General features: G+C 43.1%; 21 protein-coding genes and 1 pseudogene. 21 read left to right on the forward strand and 1 reads right to left on the reverse strand.

The features are described 5' to 3' along the window. The first annotated feature begins 16 nt into the window (after nucleotides 1-16). From NSQ66_RS11665 to NSQ66_RS11750, 18 genes and pseudogenes are all read left to right on the forward strand, one after another. On the forward strand, nucleotides 17-277 hold the full coding sequence (locus NSQ66_RS11665; protein ID WP_162164283.1) for an acyl carrier protein: 261 nt from the start codon (nucleotides 17-19) through the stop codon (nucleotides 275-277). Next, nucleotides 249-1,277, forward strand: a complete 1,029-nt coding sequence (locus NSQ66_RS11670) for a hypothetical protein (RefSeq protein WP_141240356.1) — start codon at nucleotides 249-251, stop codon at nucleotides 1,275-1,277. Before NSQ66_RS11665 ends, NSQ66_RS11670 begins: the two co-directional genes overlap by 29 nt. Next, complete coding sequence (locus NSQ66_RS11675) at nucleotides 1,274-2,446, forward strand: FAD-binding oxidoreductase (RefSeq protein ID WP_036685941.1); 1,173 nt, start codon at nucleotides 1,274-1,276, stop codon at nucleotides 2,444-2,446. The genes NSQ66_RS11670 and NSQ66_RS11675 overlap by 4 nt, the downstream gene beginning before the upstream one ends. A 21-nt stretch (nucleotides 2,447-2,467) precedes the next feature. Next, nucleotides 2,468-3,211, forward strand: a complete 744-nt coding sequence (locus NSQ66_RS11680) for a hypothetical protein (RefSeq protein ID WP_036685943.1) — start codon at nucleotides 2,468-2,470, stop codon at nucleotides 3,209-3,211. Nucleotides 3,212-3,229: 18 nt separating this feature from the next. Further along, a complete protein-coding gene (locus NSQ66_RS11685; protein ID WP_076141734.1) occupies nucleotides 3,230-4,654 on the forward strand; it encodes a radical SAM protein in 1,425 nt (474 codons plus the stop codon). Nucleotides 4,655-4,695: 41 nt separating this feature from the next. Continuing rightward, a pseudogene (locus tag NSQ66_RS11690) lies at nucleotides 4,696-5,301 on the forward strand (4'-phosphopantetheinyl transferase superfamily protein); the annotation flags it as partial. Nucleotides 5,302-5,678: 377 nt separating this feature from the next. After that, nucleotides 5,679-6,506, forward strand: coding sequence for a hypothetical protein (locus NSQ66_RS11695; RefSeq protein WP_051491424.1), 828 nt, complete (start codon nucleotides 5,679-5,681; stop codon nucleotides 6,504-6,506). Between the two features lie 348 nt (nucleotides 6,507-6,854). After that, nucleotides 6,855-7,277: an Rrf2 family transcriptional regulator gene (locus NSQ66_RS11700; protein ID WP_036685950.1), complete on the forward strand. Its 423-nt coding sequence runs from the start codon at nucleotides 6,855-6,857 to the stop codon at nucleotides 7,275-7,277. A 175-nt stretch (nucleotides 7,278-7,452) separates the two neighbouring features. Continuing rightward, a complete protein-coding gene (locus tag NSQ66_RS11705; RefSeq protein ID WP_036685952.1) occupies nucleotides 7,453-7,977 on the forward strand; it encodes a hypothetical protein in 525 nt (174 codons plus the stop codon). Between the two features lie 597 nt (nucleotides 7,978-8,574). Further along, the gene (locus NSQ66_RS11710; protein ID WP_076100673.1) at nucleotides 8,575-9,309 is read left to right on the forward strand and encodes a metallophosphoesterase family protein; all 735 of its coding nucleotides are present in this window, start codon (nucleotides 8,575-8,577) and stop codon (nucleotides 9,307-9,309) included. Nucleotides 9,310-9,390: 81 nt separating this feature from the next. Continuing rightward, the gene (locus NSQ66_RS11715) at nucleotides 9,391-9,993 is read left to right on the forward strand and encodes a GNAT family protein (RefSeq protein WP_051491425.1); all 603 of its coding nucleotides are present in this window, start codon (nucleotides 9,391-9,393) and stop codon (nucleotides 9,991-9,993) included. A gap of 23 nt (nucleotides 9,994-10,016) precedes the next feature. Further along, on the forward strand, nucleotides 10,017-10,757 hold the full coding sequence (locus tag NSQ66_RS11720; protein ID WP_052096968.1) for a peptidase E: 741 nt from the start codon (nucleotides 10,017-10,019) through the stop codon (nucleotides 10,755-10,757). Beyond that, complete coding sequence (locus NSQ66_RS11725) at nucleotides 10,754-11,305, forward strand: GNAT family N-acetyltransferase (RefSeq protein ID WP_036685956.1); 552 nt, start codon at nucleotides 10,754-10,756, stop codon at nucleotides 11,303-11,305. Before NSQ66_RS11720 ends, NSQ66_RS11725 begins: the two co-directional genes overlap by 4 nt. A gap of 36 nt (nucleotides 11,306-11,341) precedes the next feature. After that, nucleotides 11,342-11,686, forward strand: coding sequence for a protein tyrosine phosphatase (locus NSQ66_RS11730; RefSeq protein ID WP_076100670.1), 345 nt, complete (start codon nucleotides 11,342-11,344; stop codon nucleotides 11,684-11,686). After that, nucleotides 11,676-12,188: an N-acetyltransferase gene (locus tag NSQ66_RS11735; protein WP_036685959.1), complete on the forward strand. Its 513-nt coding sequence runs from the start codon at nucleotides 11,676-11,678 to the stop codon at nucleotides 12,186-12,188. Before NSQ66_RS11730 ends, NSQ66_RS11735 begins: the two co-directional genes overlap by 11 nt. A gap of 154 nt (nucleotides 12,189-12,342) precedes the next feature. Further along, complete coding sequence (locus NSQ66_RS11740) at nucleotides 12,343-13,209, forward strand: VOC family protein (protein ID WP_339279694.1); 867 nt, start codon at nucleotides 12,343-12,345, stop codon at nucleotides 13,207-13,209. 82 nt (nucleotides 13,210-13,291) lie between these two features. Continuing rightward, on the forward strand, nucleotides 13,292-14,170 hold the full coding sequence (locus NSQ66_RS11745; RefSeq protein ID WP_036686534.1) for a beta-1,6-N-acetylglucosaminyltransferase: 879 nt from the start codon (nucleotides 13,292-13,294) through the stop codon (nucleotides 14,168-14,170). An 18-nt stretch (nucleotides 14,171-14,188) separates the two neighbouring features. Beyond that, entirely contained in the window at nucleotides 14,189-14,824 is a 636-nt protein-coding gene (locus NSQ66_RS11750) for an NAD(P)-dependent oxidoreductase (protein WP_036685963.1), read from the forward strand. Between the two features lie 77 nt (nucleotides 14,825-14,901). On the opposite strand, the gene NSQ66_RS11755 is transcribed toward NSQ66_RS11750, so the two are convergent. Beyond that, nucleotides 14,902-15,663: an MBL fold metallo-hydrolase gene (locus tag NSQ66_RS11755; protein ID WP_339279695.1), complete on the reverse strand. Its 762-nt coding sequence runs from the start codon at nucleotides 15,661-15,663 to the stop codon at nucleotides 14,902-14,904. 250 nt (nucleotides 15,664-15,913) lie between these two features. Between NSQ66_RS11755 and NSQ66_RS11760 the strand changes: the two genes are divergently transcribed. From NSQ66_RS11760 to NSQ66_RS11770, 3 genes are read left to right on the forward strand one after another with little or no spacing between them, the layout of a single operon-like run. Beyond that, nucleotides 15,914-17,932, forward strand: coding sequence for a Na+/H+ antiporter (locus NSQ66_RS11760; protein ID WP_036685967.1), 2,019 nt, complete (start codon nucleotides 15,914-15,916; stop codon nucleotides 17,930-17,932). Nucleotides 17,933-17,934: 2 nt separating this feature from the next. After that, nucleotides 17,935-18,465: a GNAT family N-acetyltransferase gene (locus tag NSQ66_RS11765; protein ID WP_244886468.1), complete on the forward strand. Its 531-nt coding sequence runs from the start codon at nucleotides 17,935-17,937 to the stop codon at nucleotides 18,463-18,465. Beyond that, nucleotides 18,462-18,923: a DIP1984 family protein gene (locus NSQ66_RS11770; RefSeq protein WP_038570144.1), complete on the forward strand. Its 462-nt coding sequence runs from the start codon at nucleotides 18,462-18,464 to the stop codon at nucleotides 18,921-18,923. The genes NSQ66_RS11765 and NSQ66_RS11770 overlap by 4 nt, the downstream gene beginning before the upstream one ends. Nucleotides 18,924-19,344: the final 421 nt, after the last annotated feature.

Below are 19,344 nucleotides of genomic sequence, written 5' to 3' on the forward strand. Positions count from 1 at the left end.
GATGGACGGGGAGGATATGATGGACCAAATACAACAGCGGGTGGAGGTATTGCTGCGCCTATTTGTAAAGTGTGATATTTCCTTGGAGCCCGAAAGTGTGTTCACAGATCTGGAAATGGATTCGCTTACTTACATCAAATTTATTGTTGAAGTTGAGCGGGCGTTGCAATTGGACTTTGATCCTTACCTTTTGGTAGCAGGACATTTTCCTACGGTTGGAGATTTAACGGCATATCTCTGGAGTAAAAATGGTGAAGGATGTGCCACAGATGCCTAACCTGCCGATCAAGTACCCTATGGTGAACAGCAGCATGAACAGCTCTCATCTGCTCAGTGTAGTAGAAGTCTGCTCTAGAAAGATGGATTGGCTGCATAACCATTATATTCATTTGTATCTTGGAGCGAATATGGATGTGATGGATCTTGAATTTCTGTCACCCGAGCAATCTTTGGGGCATTTCCCCTATCTGAATTTGAAAGAGATCAGGCTTGGTCCTGAACGTGTTGCTGTAAAACAGATCTTGGATTGTCTGGCCGAGAAGGAGTATGTCGAAGTAAGCTTGGATGAATTTTATATAGAAGGTAAGCACTATTTTAATAAGGTTCATTTCGAAAGGAATTTTATGATTTACGGCTATGATGATCTTAGTCATACATTTAGTATTGCTGGCTCGGATTACGATAAAATCTTCGAGTTTCATGAGCTTCCCGCCGATCAGATCATATCATCGCTGCGCGCTCATGCATTCGAACGGCGTTCGATTCGCTCTGTCCGGCTAAATGAAGCTGATAAGATGCATTTTGAGCCAACTACACTGATCGCAAGCCTAGCGGATTATTACTATTCACGCCAGCCAGAAACCATGGTAACCTGCCCGGGAACAGATGGAGGTTCGTGTTGGGGAATGAAGGTGTATGGAGCGCTGCTAGACTATTTAGATAGGTTGGCGCGTAACGAAATTTTCTATTGTGTTCGTCCGTTTCATTTACTCTGGGAGCACAAAAAATGCATGGTTAACAGGCTTGGATATTTATCTCAATGTGGATATAACCTTTCTGATTTCATTATGAAAGGCTATGAGGATATATACGAAACCACTCTTATTCTCAGAAACATTTTGGTGAAATATCATCTTGAGCCTGACCTTAACCTGTTGCGGATCGCTGCACGCACAGTGGAGAGTATCGATGTGCAAGAGCGCGCGCTTCTGTCAGCGCTTTTGAAAGAGTTTAGTACTGTAACCAGCAAAATAGAAGAAAAGGAGAATTCTCGGTGATACCCGATAAATGTGAAGTTGTTATTATTGGATCTGGGGCAGTCGGGGCGTGTACAGCCTACTATTTAGCCAAAAAAGGAATAACCGATGTGGTAGTGCTTGAGAAAAGCGAAAGTTTAGGCGGAGCAACCACATCTATCTGCGCAGGCGGGATGCGAAGTCAGTTTACAACGGAGATAAATATTGAATTGTCCAAGTTAAGTTTTCGATTGCTGGAGCAGCTTGATTCGTATAACCTTGTTCAGGATGAAATGGACCAGTGCGGTTATATGTTTATTTTCACGGCACAAGATAATCTTTCTGAGTTTTATGATGCGATGCTTTTGCAGCAAAGGTTGGGTGTGCAAACGGAATGGATGGAGCCTAAGCAGATTCAAAAGAAGCTGCCGATGCTGGTTCTAGAGGATGTAACCGGTGCAACTTACAATAAGCAGGATGGATTGATCGATCCCAATAAGATTACAAGCACGTATATTCGGCTCTCCAGAGAGCTGGGTGTCAAATATTATCCTGGAGTCGCTGTAACGGACTTTATTACTGACGGTTCCGCGATACAGCAAGTGGTAACGTCAGAAGGAGCGATAACTTCGCGAGTTGTTGTAAATGCTACGGGCCCCTGGTCCAAATTTGTGGCTGCTAAAGCCGGAATTGAGTTGCCGGTAATCCCCTGCCATCAGCAGTTGTTGGTTACAGATGTGCTCCCATGGCTGCCCGCCGATTTTCCCGTTATTGTGTTCCCCGGGGAAGGTCTGGGCTTACATAAGGAGACAGGCGGTCTGTTAACGGGCTTAAATAAGCCCTTTGTTGCAGGGGGATGCGAAGATCCGGATTATAGCTACTCAGACCCGGAATGGGAATATAAACATCTGGAAGCTGCTCTTCGTCGACTGCCTCGTCTCCAGGAAGCAACCATCAAATCCTGCTGGGGAGGGTATTATGATGACACGCCGGACTCCCATCCGGTGCTGGGCGCTGATAACAAAATCCAAGGGTTTTACCATGCGTCAGGATTCAGCGGACATGGTTTTATGCACAGCCCGGCCGCCGGACTCCTAATCAGTGAAGAAATAGCCGGGAATTCGGCACAAACATTAGACATATCATCATTGCGGTCCAATCGCTGGCTAACTGCAGCAGGCAGAAAAATTAATGAATACTACAAGATTTAGAAGTATAGGAGGTTTATTGAAATGGAGAACTCTAAGAACCAAATGTTAAAGCTTATAGATAATATGCTAAACGCAAATGTGCTTCAGCGGACGGATCTCAAACGGTTTACCGCAAACCTTGAGCATTCACCGGATGATCCCGAAATGCTGCGTCTGGAGCTTGAATCCTGGTATCGTGGGATGGGGGTAGATCAGATCATTGGCAGAAAATTCGAACTATCGCCTTGTCCTTTTACAAGCGAAGAGATTCGTTCATCGAGAGAAAATGGAGAAATTATTTTGTGCTTTCCCAAGGGAATTACACGGGAACAGATTGGTGAGCTTACAAGAATTTCAAGCTGGGCCTTAAAAGATCCACTTGTGACAGCCGCAACGGAGCAGGAAGATTGCTGGATTCGAACATCGGCTGCACTGTCGCCTTCATTAATGAAACACACAGGGCTAGAGGTTGCACACTTAGTGGAAGACAGCGGGGATCTTAACTTTAGTTTGGAAAGGTATCTTCTTTTCGTGGCTAGAGTGAGATTCTTGACAGGTAATACCCCGGATTCGGAATACTGGATTTGGCTTCCAAGAGGGAGATACGACCGTTCGGGAATGTTAATTGCCGGTTTTGACCGAAATGGCTGCTTTAATGTGCATGGCTGGATGCCCCAATTCTCTGCCAGTTTTTTGGGTGCCAGATTTGGAACACTTCCCGGTTCCGCTGCCAAAGTCGGTTCTTCCATCGTCTCAGATTCAGACCTCAGTTTCACTAAAATTTAACAATGGAGGCCGAAATCAATGGCAGATCGTCAGAGTAAAAGAGTAGCCTGTGTTATTCCCCCGTTTTACCGGCTTATTGAGTCGAAAAACAATAGGATCAGTCCTGCTATGCATTACATAGCGGAGATATTGCATCGTAGGGGTCATGCAGTCACGTTAATTAATGGCGATAATGCTCCAGATGATCATGATTATACAGAGCGGTACAGTATGACTATGAACAGCTGGCTTATGCAGGAACGTTGTACTCGGGGGCATGAAAGCTTTGATATGGTAATAAATGAGCTAGAGCGCTTTCAGCCTGATTATGTGTTTATTGGTGTTGGCGATGTTCTAATGCCTACTGTCGAGCTTGGAAGTACTCAGTCCTGTGCATACCTTGCAAAAGAGATAAAGAAGAGATGGGGAGATAAGGTTACCTGTATTGGTTATGGACATTTGCTTAAACATGCCAAGCTGAAGGACACGGCTGATTTGGATACGATCATTGTTGGAGAAGGCGAGGATCTTGCGGTTTCTGTAGTAGAGGGGAATGCAAGGGGAATGCTGCCTGTTAAATGGGCCCAGCAATTAAACGATCTTCCGATACTGACAGATTCATATTTAGCGCAGAAAAATAAGCCGGAAGACTGGGACTACATTATGTCTATGCGCGGGTGCCCCAAACGCTGTATATTCTGTTATCAGCCCTCGCTGCGCGGCTGCAATGTCTCCTTTATGTCTCCCGAACGTTTTGTTAGCGAAATCCGCTACCGCATTGAACATATGCATGTATTTGGATTTTATTTCTCAGATATGATCTTTCTGCCGGGCTTAGGCAAACGCACCTCAGAAATGCTTAGATTGCTGATTGAACTAAAAGAGGAGTACCCTGAGTTTCACTGGTGGGCAGAGGCGCGCGTGGACATTTGTGTGAGACAGAATATCCTTGATAAGATGAAGCAGTCGGGGTGCGTGCATTTGAAATTTGGTGTGGAAATGGCCAACCAAAGGATGCTGCAAGTGGTGAATAAAGGAATTAGATTGACGGAAGTCGAGGAAGCTTTCCGCATGGCAGCGGAGGCGGGAATCAAACGGACAGCCTATATTTTACTGGGATGCCCTGGATTCAATGACCAAGATTATATAGAGATGTTACCTTTTTTTAAAGCCTTAAAGGCTGATAATTATGTGATAAATATCAATGTTCCTTATGTTGGCACACAGCTATATGAACAGGTGAAGGAACAGCTTTTTGATTTTGGAATTTATAAAGATGGTGAAGAAAGCTACATGCATACTTCCTTGGTGATGCAAAAATTCTGGGGAATTTCTGATGAAACACGGGATAGTTTTTTTGCACTTCAAGGAGAGAAAGATGATGCAAAAGTAAGGAATTATAAGCGGAAAATTGTAGAGAAAGCTGCTTTTATAGAGAATGACGTGTTGTCCTTTCATGAATAGGATTCGCAAGTACTTATGAGCTGAAGGAGTAGCGATGAGCGATGGAGATTTTCGGGGTGAAGGTGGCTGAGCTAATATCTGAACCTGCGTTAGAAACATTAATGTGGCGCATCCCCCAACAAAAGAGAGAGCGGCTTAAACGCTTTAAAAGAGTGGAAGCGTTGCAGCATTCTCTTATTGCTGAATTGCTGGTTCGTGTAAGCTTAAATAAACGGTTAAAAGTGAACAACCGCGATATCGAGTTTGTTACAAATGTCTACGGAAAACCCTCCCTAAAAAAAAGGGGGGGTACTGTAGAGTTTAACATTTCGCATTCAGGAGAATGGGTGGTTTGCGCATTGGATGAATTGCCGATCGGTATTGACATTGAGCAGATTCAGCAAGCCGATCTTAATATTGCTAAGCGTTTTTTTTCGCAAGATGAATATGTCCAATTGACGGAATGTGAAGAGATGGGCCGGATGAGTCTGTTCTTTGACCTTTGGACACTTAAAGAAAGCTATATCAAAGCGATAGGGAAGGGATTATCTCTTCCATTGAACTCGTTTTCGTTTCGTTTAAACAACGGAATTCAATTGGAGAACCATGACGCAATCGGATTGTATCACTTTAAGCAGTATCATATTGATGAGAAATATAAATTAGCCGTATGTGCGCAAAACCCCTTATTTCCCGGGGAGGTTTCAGTGGTAAACCAATGCCAATTTCACCAGGATTGCATGCAACTATTGGATGCTTTTTAACGATCTAAGCCTAGGTGATATTGAACTTGTTACAGAGAAGCGGCTTATCTACAGATAAGTTGCTTTTTGTCTTGCACGTTTTCGCTTTATCTAGATTTGAAGTTTTCTGCCAAGGTGTTAATATTCCCTCATCGGTTATATGCATAAGCCATTGATGTGATGTAAAATGTCCATGAGTGATTAATGCTGGAGATTTGATCAAATATTGATGGAACAGGAAACTCGCATACGCGATGCAAGGAATCGTTCGAATCTGAAGATAACTATCGGAGGGACCAGAGATGGCTGAGCAAAAGATGATTGAAGTGCCGTTTCAGCAATGGGTAAACGATAAGGAGCTGTGGGTACAGCTTAATGATTTGATGATGCAGGAGAGTAAACTCCCAGGACCACGAGTGAATTTGGAGCTCTCAGACCATTTCGCCAAACAATTCGCGCATCCTAATCTAACAGATACAGGCTGGGAGCTGCTCGTCTCTTGGACTAATATTACTGAAGCTGAAGCTGGGGTGAATGATCCCCGTGAGTTTCTGCCGTTTTGTGCGATTAGGGCGTTCGGTGCTTATTACAGTTACGGTGGAGAAGAGCAGCAAGTAGTGATTCAAAACATCATTAAGACAGCTATGAATGACTCGCGATGGAGGGTACGTGAAGCATCTGCTATGGCGCTGCAAAGTATAGGGGAGGATGATTTCACCCTACTTAGACAGCTGATCGACATGTGGGAGAAAGGTGCGAACAGGCTTGAACAACGGGCTTTTGTAGCGGCATTAGCGCATCCTCCTCTTTTAAAAAAGAAAGAAAATACGCTATATTGTCTTCAGTTGGCTGCCCGAATCATGGAGAGTATAGATGGTGGGGGAGCGCAACATGAGGACGCTGAGCATTTTCGTGTATTATCTAAGGGACTTGAATACAGCTTGAGTGTATTTGTGGCGAATGAGCCTGAAGAAGGCTTTGTTATGCTGGAGAGATTTGCAAAGAGCCGAGATGCCCGAATCATTAAGATTGTGAAGAGTAATCTTGGCAAATCGCGTCTGAGTAAAAAATATGCTGCCCAGGTGGCTGAGATTCTAAAGGAATTCGATCACATAGGAAAAGATACTTAGGATACGAGTGCCATTTGGCAGTTGTATTTAATCATTTTTTTGTTTTTACTTATATTAGACTTAACAATTAAAGAAACAAAGAGAATTAATATAATCAAAGAAAACCATTCTATGGATTGTTCGAATATTAAACTGTAAGTTATATTAATAAATTCAAAGACAACTGTTATTATTAAAAATATTGCCCAGCGATCTTTTTTCATGAAAATATACCATCCTAATCTATATGGAGAATATTGATAGATTTTAAGTTGTTCATATCCTCAAAAGTTTGACAAACGCATGAAATGTAACTATTATAGTTGCATCTGAATGATGTTTTGCAGCAAGGCAGAAGGAGAGATTTCTATGAATATTAGCACCCGATTTGCGGTAGCCATTCATATATTAACGTTGATTGACAGCAATAAAGAAGGCAAAAGCACTTCGGAGTGGATAGCTGGTAGCGTAAACACAAACCCTGTAGTTATCCGTCGGCTTACGAGTATGCTGCAAAAAGCAGGACTAGTAAATGCCCGCCCCGGAGTCGCAGGCGCTTCGCTTACACGTAGCGCATCCGAGATTACGCTGCTGGAGATTTATAAGGCAGTTAATGCGGTGGAAGAGGACTCGTTGTTTTCTGTCCATGAGCATCCTAATCCCGATTGTCCTGTTGGTAAGAATATAGCCAGTGCAATTGTACCTGTGTTCTCACTCGCCCAAAAAGCAATGGAGAATGTTCTCCAGGAGGTTACATTGGAGCAGATTGTGAATGAAATGCCTGAATTATGATTACTCCATATCATAGCTTAGAAGGAAGGCCAGAACATGTGAAAACGTGATTCTGGTCTTTTTTTGCTTAATTAGGTTTATGGACAAAGAAGGGAAGTAAGAGGGAATATAGAATCTGTATTTAGAAGCCGGATTAAAGATAATATACATACATACATTGAGGGAGAGCTAAAGAATGTTAAAGAAATTACTGCCTATACTACTAATTATGGTAATGATTACCGGATGTAATGAATCAAGGGATACCACTAAATACGAGGATGCGAATTTTGGAATCACCTTTAACTATCCGGATCATTGGGTTGTAACTGAGAAGTATGGAGCGCCATTATGGTTGATAGTCTCTACGACTGATTATAAACCTGCTGAGGGACTTAAAGGTCCAGGAGTAATGCTCTTTGGATTTAAGCCTAAGGATATGGAGCTTGTCAACAAATGGCTCGGGGATGCCCAAACGAATTACAACAACGGGGCGGAGCTGACAAAAAGTAAAGCTAGTTTAGGCGAGTTAGAGTCCATAAAGTACGAAACTGAAGTATTCGAAGAGGAAGGGAGTAAAGGGAAAGCTATCTATTACGTTATTGAGGAACCGGAAATGTCATTTATGGTGCAGTTCCCTTACAGTGTGGATGAAGTACATAAAGAAGACATGAAGAGGATAGAGGATATTTTACAATCCATAAAGTTTACAAAAGATTAAGTGGGACTAGAACAAGATAGCTGAAATGGTGAAATGTACGGTATAAATGCCGTTGAAATGTGCGGAAGTGGCTGGACTCGTGAAATGTACGGTATAAATGCCGTTGAAATGGGCTGAAGTAGCTGGAATGGTGGAATGTACGGTATAAATGCCGTAGAAATGGGCTGAAGTAACTGGAATGGTGAAATGTACGGTATAAATGCCTTTGAAATGGGCTGAAGTAGCTGGAATGATGAAATGTACGGTATAAATGCCGTTGAATGGGCTGAAGTGGATGAAATGGTGAAATGTACGGTATAAATGCCGTTGAAATGGGCTGAAGTGGCTGGAATGGTGAAATGTACGGTATAAATGCCGTTGAAATGTGCGGAAGTGGCTGGAATGGTGGAATGTACGGTATAAATGCCTTAGAAATGGGCTGAAGTAGCTGAAATGGTGAAATGTACGGTATAAATGCCTCAGATTTGGCTGAAATCATCCAAAGTAGCAAAATGAGAAGCAAAAAAGCCCTATAAATGAGCCACAGTCGCTGATGCAGTACAATTAGAATTAGGATAAGTAACTTTTTTAAAGATCAATATATACGGAGGTTCTACAGTGGAGCAAATTGCAATAATCTCAGACATTCATGGAAATATACCGGCCCTTACGGCCGTTTTAGATGACATCCAGCAGCGGGGAATCAGCAGAGTCTTTTGTTTAGGCGATATTGTTGGAAAAGGACCGAACTCAGATCTAGCCGTTGATATCATAAAAAAGAATTGTGAAATCAGTGTTATGGGGAACTGGGATGATTTAATGAATCAGGATGTTGATTTTGAGATGGCTCGGTGGTGCCGCGGGTTATTAGGTCAAGAACGTCTTGATTATTTAAGCACGTTGCCGTTTTCGGTTGAGTTTATGATAAGTGGTAAATTTGTGCGATTATTTCATGCTTCGCCACGAAGCCTGTATGAACGTGTTCAACCATGGGATGATTATGAAAAGCGATTATCTTTGTTTGATTATTCTGATCTCTGCCAGGAGAAACGACAAGCGGATATCGTAGGTTACGGGGATATTCATAATGCTTTTATTCAACATTTAGAAGGCAAGACTTTATTTAATGTAGGCAGTGTGGGGAATCCGCTTGATTTAACCCAGGCATCTTATGTGATTATGGAGGGAGAATACATGGGAGGGTCAGCAGCTCCTTTAAATCTGCAATTTGTAAGAGTGCCTTATGACATCGAGTTAGCCGTTCAACAGGCCGTTGAGGCAGATATGCCAGCTGCTGAGCCTTATATTCGTGAGCTTAGAACCGCGCAGTACAGGGGAAGTGTCCGGGGATAATAAAGGAAAGGATAATAAAGGAAACAAAAAATCAAACTGCAACCTTAATCCAAGCCATCAAAAAGTAATGGAGGGAACAAATTGAAGCTTAGTCACGTATTTGAGCAATTCCCTACTTTGGAATCCGAGCAATTATTACTGAAAAAGATTGAAGTCAGCAACCTTAATGAGGTATTTGGGATATATAGCAATGATCAAGTGTTTGAGTACTGTGGGATTATTCCGAAACATAATAAAGATACAGTCAAGAATATGATCGGTCATTTCGAACGTGATTTTACCAAAGGGGTGAGAGTGAAATGGGGGATTTTCCTCAAAAATAACCCTTACATACTGCTAGGTATCATCGAAGTTATGGATTTTAATCAAAAGGTGGATATGGTGACGATCGGTTACTTTTTGGCGGAACCTTATTGGGGCAAAGGGATTGCAGCTCAGGCCATTCAGTTAGTGGTGAAATATTTATTTGAGACTGCAGAAGTCAATCGAATTCAAGCTGAGGTTATGCCCTTTAATGAACGATCGAAGCGGGTGCTTTTGAAAAATGGCTTTACGAAAGAAGGCACGTTAAGGCAGGCGCATGTATGGTCAGGTAAAGGGCTGGTGGATCTGGAGATTTACAGCATTTTGGCAGAGGAATATTTTGCAAGCATCGGTAAGCCAAGAGTAAGCAATAGGATGTAATCCTAGTGAAAGAAGGGGAAAACATGGGCACTATCGTAGTTATTGGCGGGGGAGAGTTAATCGAGCTTGAAACGCTGGAAATTGATCGTGAAGTTGTGCAGCTAACTCAAAAGGCTAAGCCGAAGGCGTTATTTATTCCAACAGCCAGTAGTGATGCGCCGGGGTATTGTGATACTTTTAGCAAAGTATATGGCGATATTCTCGGATGTGAAACAAGTCACTTATTGCTTGTGAGCCAAACCTACACTCAGGATGAGATTACAGATTTAATTACAGCTGCTGATTTGATTTATGTTGGTGGAGGCAATACCCGAAAGATGCTGGAGATTTGGAAAAATACAGGGGTAGATACGCTTTTGAAAGAAGCTTATTCCTCTGGAACCGTATTGGCCGGGCTTAGCGCAGGTTCCATCTGTTGGTTTGAATATGGGCATAGTGACTCTGAAGCGTTCGACGACCAGGGTGAATGGCAGTATATCAAGCTTGCAGCCATGGGGATTCTGCCGGGCATTCATTGTCCGCATTATAATGAGGATATTCGGGTTGAAGATTTTACACGCATGGTTAAAGGTGGAGGTCTGCCGGGAATCGCGGTGGATAACAATTGTGCAATCATCTATAAAGATAATGAATATAAAGTGATGTCGACCAGAGAAGTAGCTAAAGCCTACCGTGTGATTGACTCCGAGCAAGGTGTTGTCGTAACGGAAATAGAAGAACATCCAAGCTACAGACCTCTTTATGAACTGTATGGCGCGTTATGATTATTTTTGAAAAGCAAGAGATCAGACTGAGAACACTTGAGTTAAACGATGCCGCATTACTTGTAAAATGGCTCTCAGATCCCGTTGTACTGGAGTTCTATGAAGGCCGTGATCGCCCGCATGATTTGGAGCTGGTGAGGGAGCATTTTTACGACGAGCAAGCAGAAGTCACGCGGTGTATAGTGCAATACAAGGAGCGGGATATAGGTTATCTCCAGTTCTATCTTATAGATGATGAAGAATTAGAAGTGTACGGCTACGTGGGATTCAAAGGTCAAATCTTTGGGATGGACCAGTTCATTGGCGAGCCTGTTTTATGGAATCAAGGAATTGGTTCACGGCTCATTAAAGAAACGGTTAAGTATCTTATCGAAATAAAACAAGCGGACAAAATTGTCATGGACCCGCAAGCCTGGAATAAGAGAGCCCTTAGAGTATATGAGAAGATTGGCTTTGTGAAGAAGAAATACCTTGAACAGCACGAGCAACATGAAGGAGAGCTAAGAGATTGTTGGTTGATTGAATACACGAAGCAGGCGAGACAATAAATATCTTTTTAACAATCGGATAAGGAAGGTGCACTTATTAAACTACTGTTTGTCTGCAGCCAGAATCGCTGGCGGAGTCTAACTGCGGAGAAGATCTTTCAAGGAATTGATGGTCATGAAGTGAGATCTGCAGGGACTGAAGATCATGCCAGAATCAAAATTTCTGAAGGGCATTTGGGTTGGGCGGATGTGATTTTTGTGATGGAGAAGAAACATGTTCGAAGAATTCAAGATAAATTTAGAGGTTGTGTAATTGGCAAAAAAATAATTTGCCTGAACATAGCTGATGACTATAAGTATATGGATGAAGATTTGATCGGCCTTCTGGAATCCAGTGTATCCGAATATTTTCTGGAATGGAGCAACAAAAATGAGAATTAGAACAGAAACTGTGGCAGACTATAATGGAGTATTTCAAGTGAATGTTAAGGCTTTTGGTGATCGGGAAGATGAAGCGCGGTTGGTCGAAAACATTAGAAATTCGCAGGGGTTTATCCCGGAGCTCTCGATTGTAGCGGAAAAGGATAATGAGATTGTAGGACATCTACTGTTAAGTAAGGCTGTAGTTCAAGATGGGGAGAAGTTATCTGATGTGATTGCGTTAGCCCCATTAGCTGTTCTGCCGAACGTTCAGAAGCAAGGAATCGGCAAGGCGCTGATCCAAGAAGGGTTAGAAAGATGTAGAACGCTTGGATATGAGCTTGTTTTTTTGATCGGGCATCCCGAATATTACCCAAGATTCGGATTTCAACCCGCAGGGCCACATGGGCTCGAGTTGAAGCAGTTTGAGGTACCGGAGAGAGTCTTTATGGTCTGTGAGCTGAAGGAAGGCGTACTGCAGAGGATTAAGGGAGAGTTGAAATACCCGGAAACCTTTTTTTGAATTACTTCTTATATGTTCTTGTGAATCATGTTTGGCTGTGAACCAGTCGACATGATTTTTTTATAGGTAATTGACAAACATATAGAAGGTAACTATACTAAAGATAGTTAATTTGTAACTATAACAGTTACAGCGCGATTAGGAGGAATTTATAATGAAGACTAAAACAATACTTCAACCAGACACTCAGATCGGTCTGGTGCAGATTAGAGTAAGTAATTTGGAGCGTTCGCTCACCTTTTATCAGAATGTTGTGGGATTAAGCGTTTTACGGCAGACTGGCCGCAAAGTTGAAATGACCGCTGACGGTCAGAATGTGTTATTGATTTTGCGGGAGATTGAAAATGCGCGGGTGATCCGTCCTAATTCTGTGGCTGGGTTGTATCATTTTGCTATCCTTGTTCCAGATCGTCCTAGCCTTGGATTGGTTGTGCGTAATTTGATCTCTTCGGGGATTGAGGTGGGGCAGGGCGATCATCTGGTCAGTGAAGCACTGTATATTCAGGATCCAGATAATAATGGGATTGAAATTTATCGAGATCGACCTAAGAGTGAATGGAAATATGATGCGGAAGGGCATGTAATGATGTCCACTGATCCAGTGGATGTAGATGGACTACTGGCTGCTTCTGAAGGTTTATCATGGAACGGGCTGCCAGCAGGAACAGTGATTGGGCATGTACACTTTCATGTGGGGAATTTAAATAAGGCGAAAGCCTTCTACGTCGATTTGCTTGGTTTTGAACTAACAGCCAATTATGGAAGTGCTGCTATGTTTATCTCTGCTGGTGGCTATCATCACCATATCGGGCTGAATGTTTGGGCCGGACAGGGTGCACCTGCGGCTCCAGCTGATACTGTAGGGATTGATTATTTCACATTAATTCTTGCGAATGAAGAGGAACGTAACGCTGTGGTGGAGCGAGTTCGGCAGGCTGGTTACGCAGTTACAGAAGAGAATGGAAATCCTACATTCCAAGATCCATGGAACATTGGAATCAGACTTGTTTTAGAAAGATAAATCTATATCCATTTTCGTCCATTTATTTTATAATATTGGAAATAGGTGGGCGGAAGGGTGAAGTTTGTTGGAAGCATTCAAAATGGCGTATATAATTCTCTGTCATAAAAATCCGGAGCAGATCAATATGCTAATCGATAGTTTAACTAACGAGTCCGTAGAGTTTTTCCTGCATGTCGATCAGAAAAGTAATATTGAGGCTGATATTATTCATCGTAACGATATTCATTTTGTGGAAAAGCCTATTGATGTACAGTGGGGGCATTACAGTCAAATTGAATGTATTTTGAAGTGCTTTTCGCTGATCAAAGAACATGGGGATTTCAATTATATTCACATCTTAAGCGGTCAGGATCTGCCTCTAGCTTCAAATGAAGTGATTCTAGATTTCTTTAAGATGAATGAGGGTAAGGAATTTGTGAAGTATTTGCAGCTGCCTAATGCAGCGGAAACTTGGGGATGTTACGAGCGGGTCTCAGTTTATTATCCTAGGTTCCTCATCTCAAGGACCCGGCGTATGACAGCGATCAGAATGAGGTACATTAAACTAATTATGAGCGTTCCGTTTCTGCAAAGAAAATTAGGCGCTTTGCCGAAAGGTTTATATAAAGGCTCGAACTGGATGTCAATTACAGGTGAATGTATGGAATACATCTTGGATTTTACAAAAAGCTCTCCGGAATACGTCAGATTTTTTAGGAACACTTTATGTGGAGATGAAATCTTTTTCCATACGATAATTTTGAATAGCGTTTATAAGATGCATGTACTGAATGAAATTAAGCGGTATACAGATTGGGAAACAGGACCGGATTATCCTAGAACACTAACGATAGAAGACTATGATCGGATCACTCAACGGGGCACGGAATGCTTTTGGGGGAGAAAATTTGATCTCGATATCGATAGAACCATCGTTCAGGAGCTTCTTGATATAAATACTAAAGCGAAAACATCGTAAACTCAGGAGGACAATCATATGAAAATCGCAGTTGTTGGAGCAAGTGGAAAAGCTGGAAGTCGAATTACGCAGGAAGCGTTGGATAGAGGTCATGAAGTTACAGCGATTGTACGGGATGCATCTAAAGTAACAAATAGGAAAGCGAATGTCATCGAAAAGGATGTATTTGCGCTTACCACTGAAGATTTGCAGGGGTTCGACGTGGTTGTGAATGCTTTTGGTGCGCCGTTTGGACAAGAACATCTGCATGTGGATGCCGGGAATGTGCTTATTGAAGCTTTGAAGGCTTCGCCCGATACAAGATTGATTGTAGTTGGCGGTGCAGGAAGTCTTTATGTAGATGAAGCCAAAACGCTTAAAGTAGCGGATACGAATGACTTTCCTGACTTCATTAAGCCAACAGCGACGAATCAAGCTAAGAATTTGGAGATACTACAAGGAACAGATTCACTCTCTTGGACCTTTGTTAGTCCATCTGCTAATTTTGCCATTGGCACAAGAACGGGCTCTTATGTAAAAGGTAAGGATAATCTTCTGGTGAACTCCAAAGGCGAGAGTTATGTCAGCTACGAAGACTATGCCGTTGCTATTGTTGATGAAATCGAACAGCCGCAGCATATTCGTGAACGGTTTACGGTGGGTTCAGAGTCTTAAGTGATAATTAAGAATAGCGATCATATATGAAAAAAGAAGACAGAGCCGGATTTCAGGCTCTGTCTTCTTTTGTACAATTACAGCTTTCCTTTTCCTTCTGCTAGTTCAGCAATACGTCTGTTTGCATCTCCGCGGTAGCGTCCGCCGTGATAACAAATGACCGTATCGATCTCATACTCAGAGAACTTGGTCAGAGAGGACAAAGCCAGCTCCATGTCAGGTGTGGCGGAAGGAGTGGGACCCTGTAGCTCGCCATTCTGAACGGTCAAGGCATCGGCAGCAATAAGTGTACGGCTATCATGATGGTAAAGACTGAGATGCCCTGGGCTATGGCCTGGGGTATGGATCACCGTAATTCCACCGGCAAAAGGTAACTTTTCTCCATCCACAAGCGTTTGATCCACTTTTCCTTTAGGAGGATGGGCTAATACAGAGAGGAAGGCACGCCGCCACTCCTCAGGTACATGAGCTGGGATCATAGCCGCTGCCGCCGCTAATGCTTCGGGAGTGTGCTTAAGGAGCATTCGCTCTCCTTGAATATAGGGCTGCTCAATTTCATGAGCCAGAACAGTAAGCTCTAGATCTTCATCAGCCAATAGGGCAGGGAGGCAACCGATATGGTCTAAATCCTGATGCGTGATAATAAGGGTGCGGAGCTTCTGCCAAGGCACATCCGCTTCTTTTAGAGCCTCTTTGAAATTAGAGAGCAGACCCGGGAATCCGGTATCGACGAGTACGGCGGCATGTCCATCCCAGAGTAGCGTGGGGTAAATCGTGTCTTTTCCACCCATAACCTGCGCTGTAATCTCGAGCATTTCTATTCCTTGAGCAATGTACATAATATCCCTCCGTGATTGATAATAAGAGCGACGCCGTGAGGCTAATGCATATATTACTCAAAACTAGAAACGAACACAATGGGTAAATATTTTATTATAACACAAATAAATATTTATGTCAATATATATCTGATGGAATTTTTGTGGAATTTGTAGGGGATTTTATTATTGAGAATCTTTTGCTAGATTTTGCCCTTGCCTAAAGCTTTGCGATATAATAATCAAATAAAAAAAAGGGAGTTGATGTGGTTTGGAGACATTTCTAGTTGTACTCGTCCTACTTGGGCTTATCGCAATATCCAACATCATAAACCGATTCATTCCCTTCGTGCCGATACCCTTAATACAAATTGGCTTGGGTGTAGTGGTCGTACTATTGCCTTTGGGAATACATATGTCACTGGAGCCAGAGTTGTTTTTCGTGTTATTTATTGCGCCGCTTTTGTTCAATGACGGAAAGCGAACACCAAGAAATGAGTTATGGAACCTGCGTGCTCCAATCTTAATGCTGGCACTAGGCTTGGTATTTGCTACAGTGCTTATCGCTGGATATTCCATTAACTGGATGATCCCCACCATTCCACTCGCAGCTGCTTTTGCGCTGGCAGCGATCTTATCGCCGACAGATGCTGTGGCGGTAAGCGCAATCGCTGGGAGAGTACATCTTCCCAAGAGTATTCATCGTATTCTAGAGGGTGAATCATTGATGAATGATGCCTCTGGTCTTGTTGCGTTTAACTTTGCTATTGCAGCAGCTGTTACAGGCATATTTTCTTTGCCGAAAGCCTCCATTAGCTTTGTGATTATTGCTCTAGGTGGACTAATTGTCGGAGCAATACTCGCGTTCCTCCTGATTCGGTTCAGCGTATTTATTCGCAGACTGGGGATGGAGGACATCACAGTGCATGTGCTGCTGCAAATCCTGACTCCTTTCATTGTGTATCTGATTAGTGAAGAAATAGGGGTATCCGGTATTTTAGCTGTGGTTGCAGCAGGCATAATTCATGCTGTCGAGAAGGACCGTGCAGTTTCGCCACAGTATAAGCTACAGCTGGTGTCCGCCAGCACATGGTCTGTGCTGCTCTACATCTTGAATGGCTTGGTCTTCCTTATTCTCGGGTTGTCGATTCCAGATGTTATTGAAGTGATCTACCGGGATACAGCTGTGGACAATCTTATGGTGATTGGTTATGTATTAGCGATAACGTTGCTGCTTTTTGTGCTGCGTTTTATATGGGTGTATGTGTTCTCCCTGGCTGGCGCCGGCCTGCAAAAAATGGAAAAGTCGTCTATTAAGTCTATGCTAATCCTGACAATTTCAGGAGTGCGAGGCGCGGTTACTTTAGCCGGTGCCTTCTCGATTCCTTTTGTGTTAGGGGATGGCTCACCTTTTCCTGAACGTGATCTAATTATCTTTATCGCTGCGGGTGTGATTCTGATGTCACTGCTGATCGCTAGTATCTTTTTACCAATTCTCGCAGGTAAAGAAGAGCCGGTTGCTGAACCGGGTGATACTGAGGTTGAGCAGGCGGCCAAATCTAAGGTTGTTGCCGCCGGGATAACCTTGCTTCAAAGTATGATGACAGAAGAGAGCAAGGAATCTGCATTGCCAGCTTTGAGTGAGTTTAAAGAAAAAGTTTATAGTCTTAACCGCGAAGATCAGGCGAATGACCCCGCATTGGAGAACTTCCGCCGACTTGGGGTTGAAGCAAGGATTGTGGGTCTGCATGCCGAACGCAAAGAGCTGAGCCAATTGCTGGCCAACAATGAGATTCCTGCCTCAGTGGCGCTGAAGATGGAAGAATTCTTGGATCATAGTGAAGTCTTTCTAGCCAGAAGTCTAAACTCTCAGATCAGAATCTCCATTACAGAGATTAGACGGCTGTTTGCGGGGATGTTCTCTGGCCAGAATGAAGGGGAAGCTAGTCAACTGATGCTGCAACAGGCTGAGTGTGCCAGAAAAGCTAAGATCTCTATGTCCCATGCAGCGATTGCTGCTATTAATGCAAGTAAGAATGAGAACAACCGTAAAGCAGCTGAGAAGGTCGCAGACAGTTACGAGAAGCTGATCTCACGCCTCCAGCAGGGACAAGGCTGGACTAAAGATGGTCTTGTTGATGATCAAAAGCTGGAATTGAAACTGAAAGCTATTCAGGAGCAACGGGATAAGGTCCAGCAAATGTACCAGGATGGAACCATTAACCGCAAGCTAGCCGGTAAATTACGCAAGTTCGTCGATCATTTGGAAACATCCATTTGGGAGGATTAGCTGTGTTGAACAAAGTAATGGGAGAAAGTTTGTTATTCACTGAAATTCGCGAAGAGCATCTGTCGGATGTACTCGATATTTATAACTATTACGTGCTGAACACTACGGTTTCTTTTCATACCGAGCCTTTAAGTTTGGACGAAATGCGGCAATCAGTGATGAATGATGATCCGCGGTTCAAATCATACGTTATATTATCCTGGGATAATGTTATTCAGGGCTATGTTCTGATTGCTAGACATAAGAGTAAGCCGGCTTATGATAGCTCTGGGGAGATTAGTGTGTATTTGAAACCGGCTTGTGTGGGTAAAAGAATAGGACAGCATGCCTTACGCTTTATTGAAGAGAGAGCTGCCGAACTGGATTTCCATGTGTTAGTAGCTACCGTTTGCGCAGAGAATGAACGCAGTCGCCAGCTTTTCTCAAAGAATGGATATGAACAATGCGCCTACTTCAAGGAGATTGGCTGTAAATTTGGTCGAAGACTGGATATCGCCAGCTATCAGAAAATCTTAGGGGGAACTCAAATATGAAACTTGCGGAAGCATTAGTGAACCGAAGTGATCTTACTCGTAAAATCGCGCAGCTAAAGCAGCGGCTCGATCGGGTCGTTAAGGTGCAGGAAGGGGAAGAACCGGCAGAACAGCCGGAGGCTCTTTTGCGTGAGCTGGAAATAGCTGTTAACGAGCAGACGATTTTGATTCGAGCAATTAATCGAACGAATTCATCTGTGGCCTTCAATGAGAAGTGGAGTATTGCTGATGCCCTAGCCGAACGGGATAAAATGCTTCAGCTGCGGAAGCTTTTTAGCGATTTGCTTGAGCAAGCATCGATCACTCAGGATCGGTACAGCCGCTCTGAGGTTCGTTTCCAGAGAACGGTGGATGTCGCCCAGATTCAGAAGCAGATTGATGAGCTGTCTAAGTCTTATCGGGAGTTGGATTTTAAAATTCAGGAGAAAAACTGGACGGTAGACTTACTTACACCGTAATAAGCTAAGCTTTATCACAGCAGAAGGTAACTGATCTTCATAAAGGCGAGCGCAACCCGCCAACAGGGAAAGTTGGACAAATTGACAGATGCCGGGCCAAATCTGACCAAATCATAACTTAGCCCCGTACTGTAACAACTGTAAAGAGTACCTATTAATGTAACTACCAAGCGCTGATTTATGCAAGAACGGTGAGGGCGGGGACGGGGATATTTTTGCTGTGGTTAGGCTTTTACATAACATGAAGTGGCTCTATTAGGATAGGTATATTCGTCATACATAATGTGAAATAATGTCGAATAAAGTTGAAAAAAGATGAATAAAATTTGCATTATCGTCCTGTTTTGCCTATCTTATCGCTCGTTATCTTGTATAATTTACGAATACGCACGAGGACTTCCTAAACCGCTGGTCTATTCGT

Origin of the sequence: Paenibacillus sp. FSL H3-0329 (genome assembly GCF_037963285.1) — a bacterium.
GTDB lineage: Bacteria > Bacillota > Bacilli > Paenibacillales > Paenibacillaceae > Paenibacillus_AQ > Paenibacillus_AQ odorifer.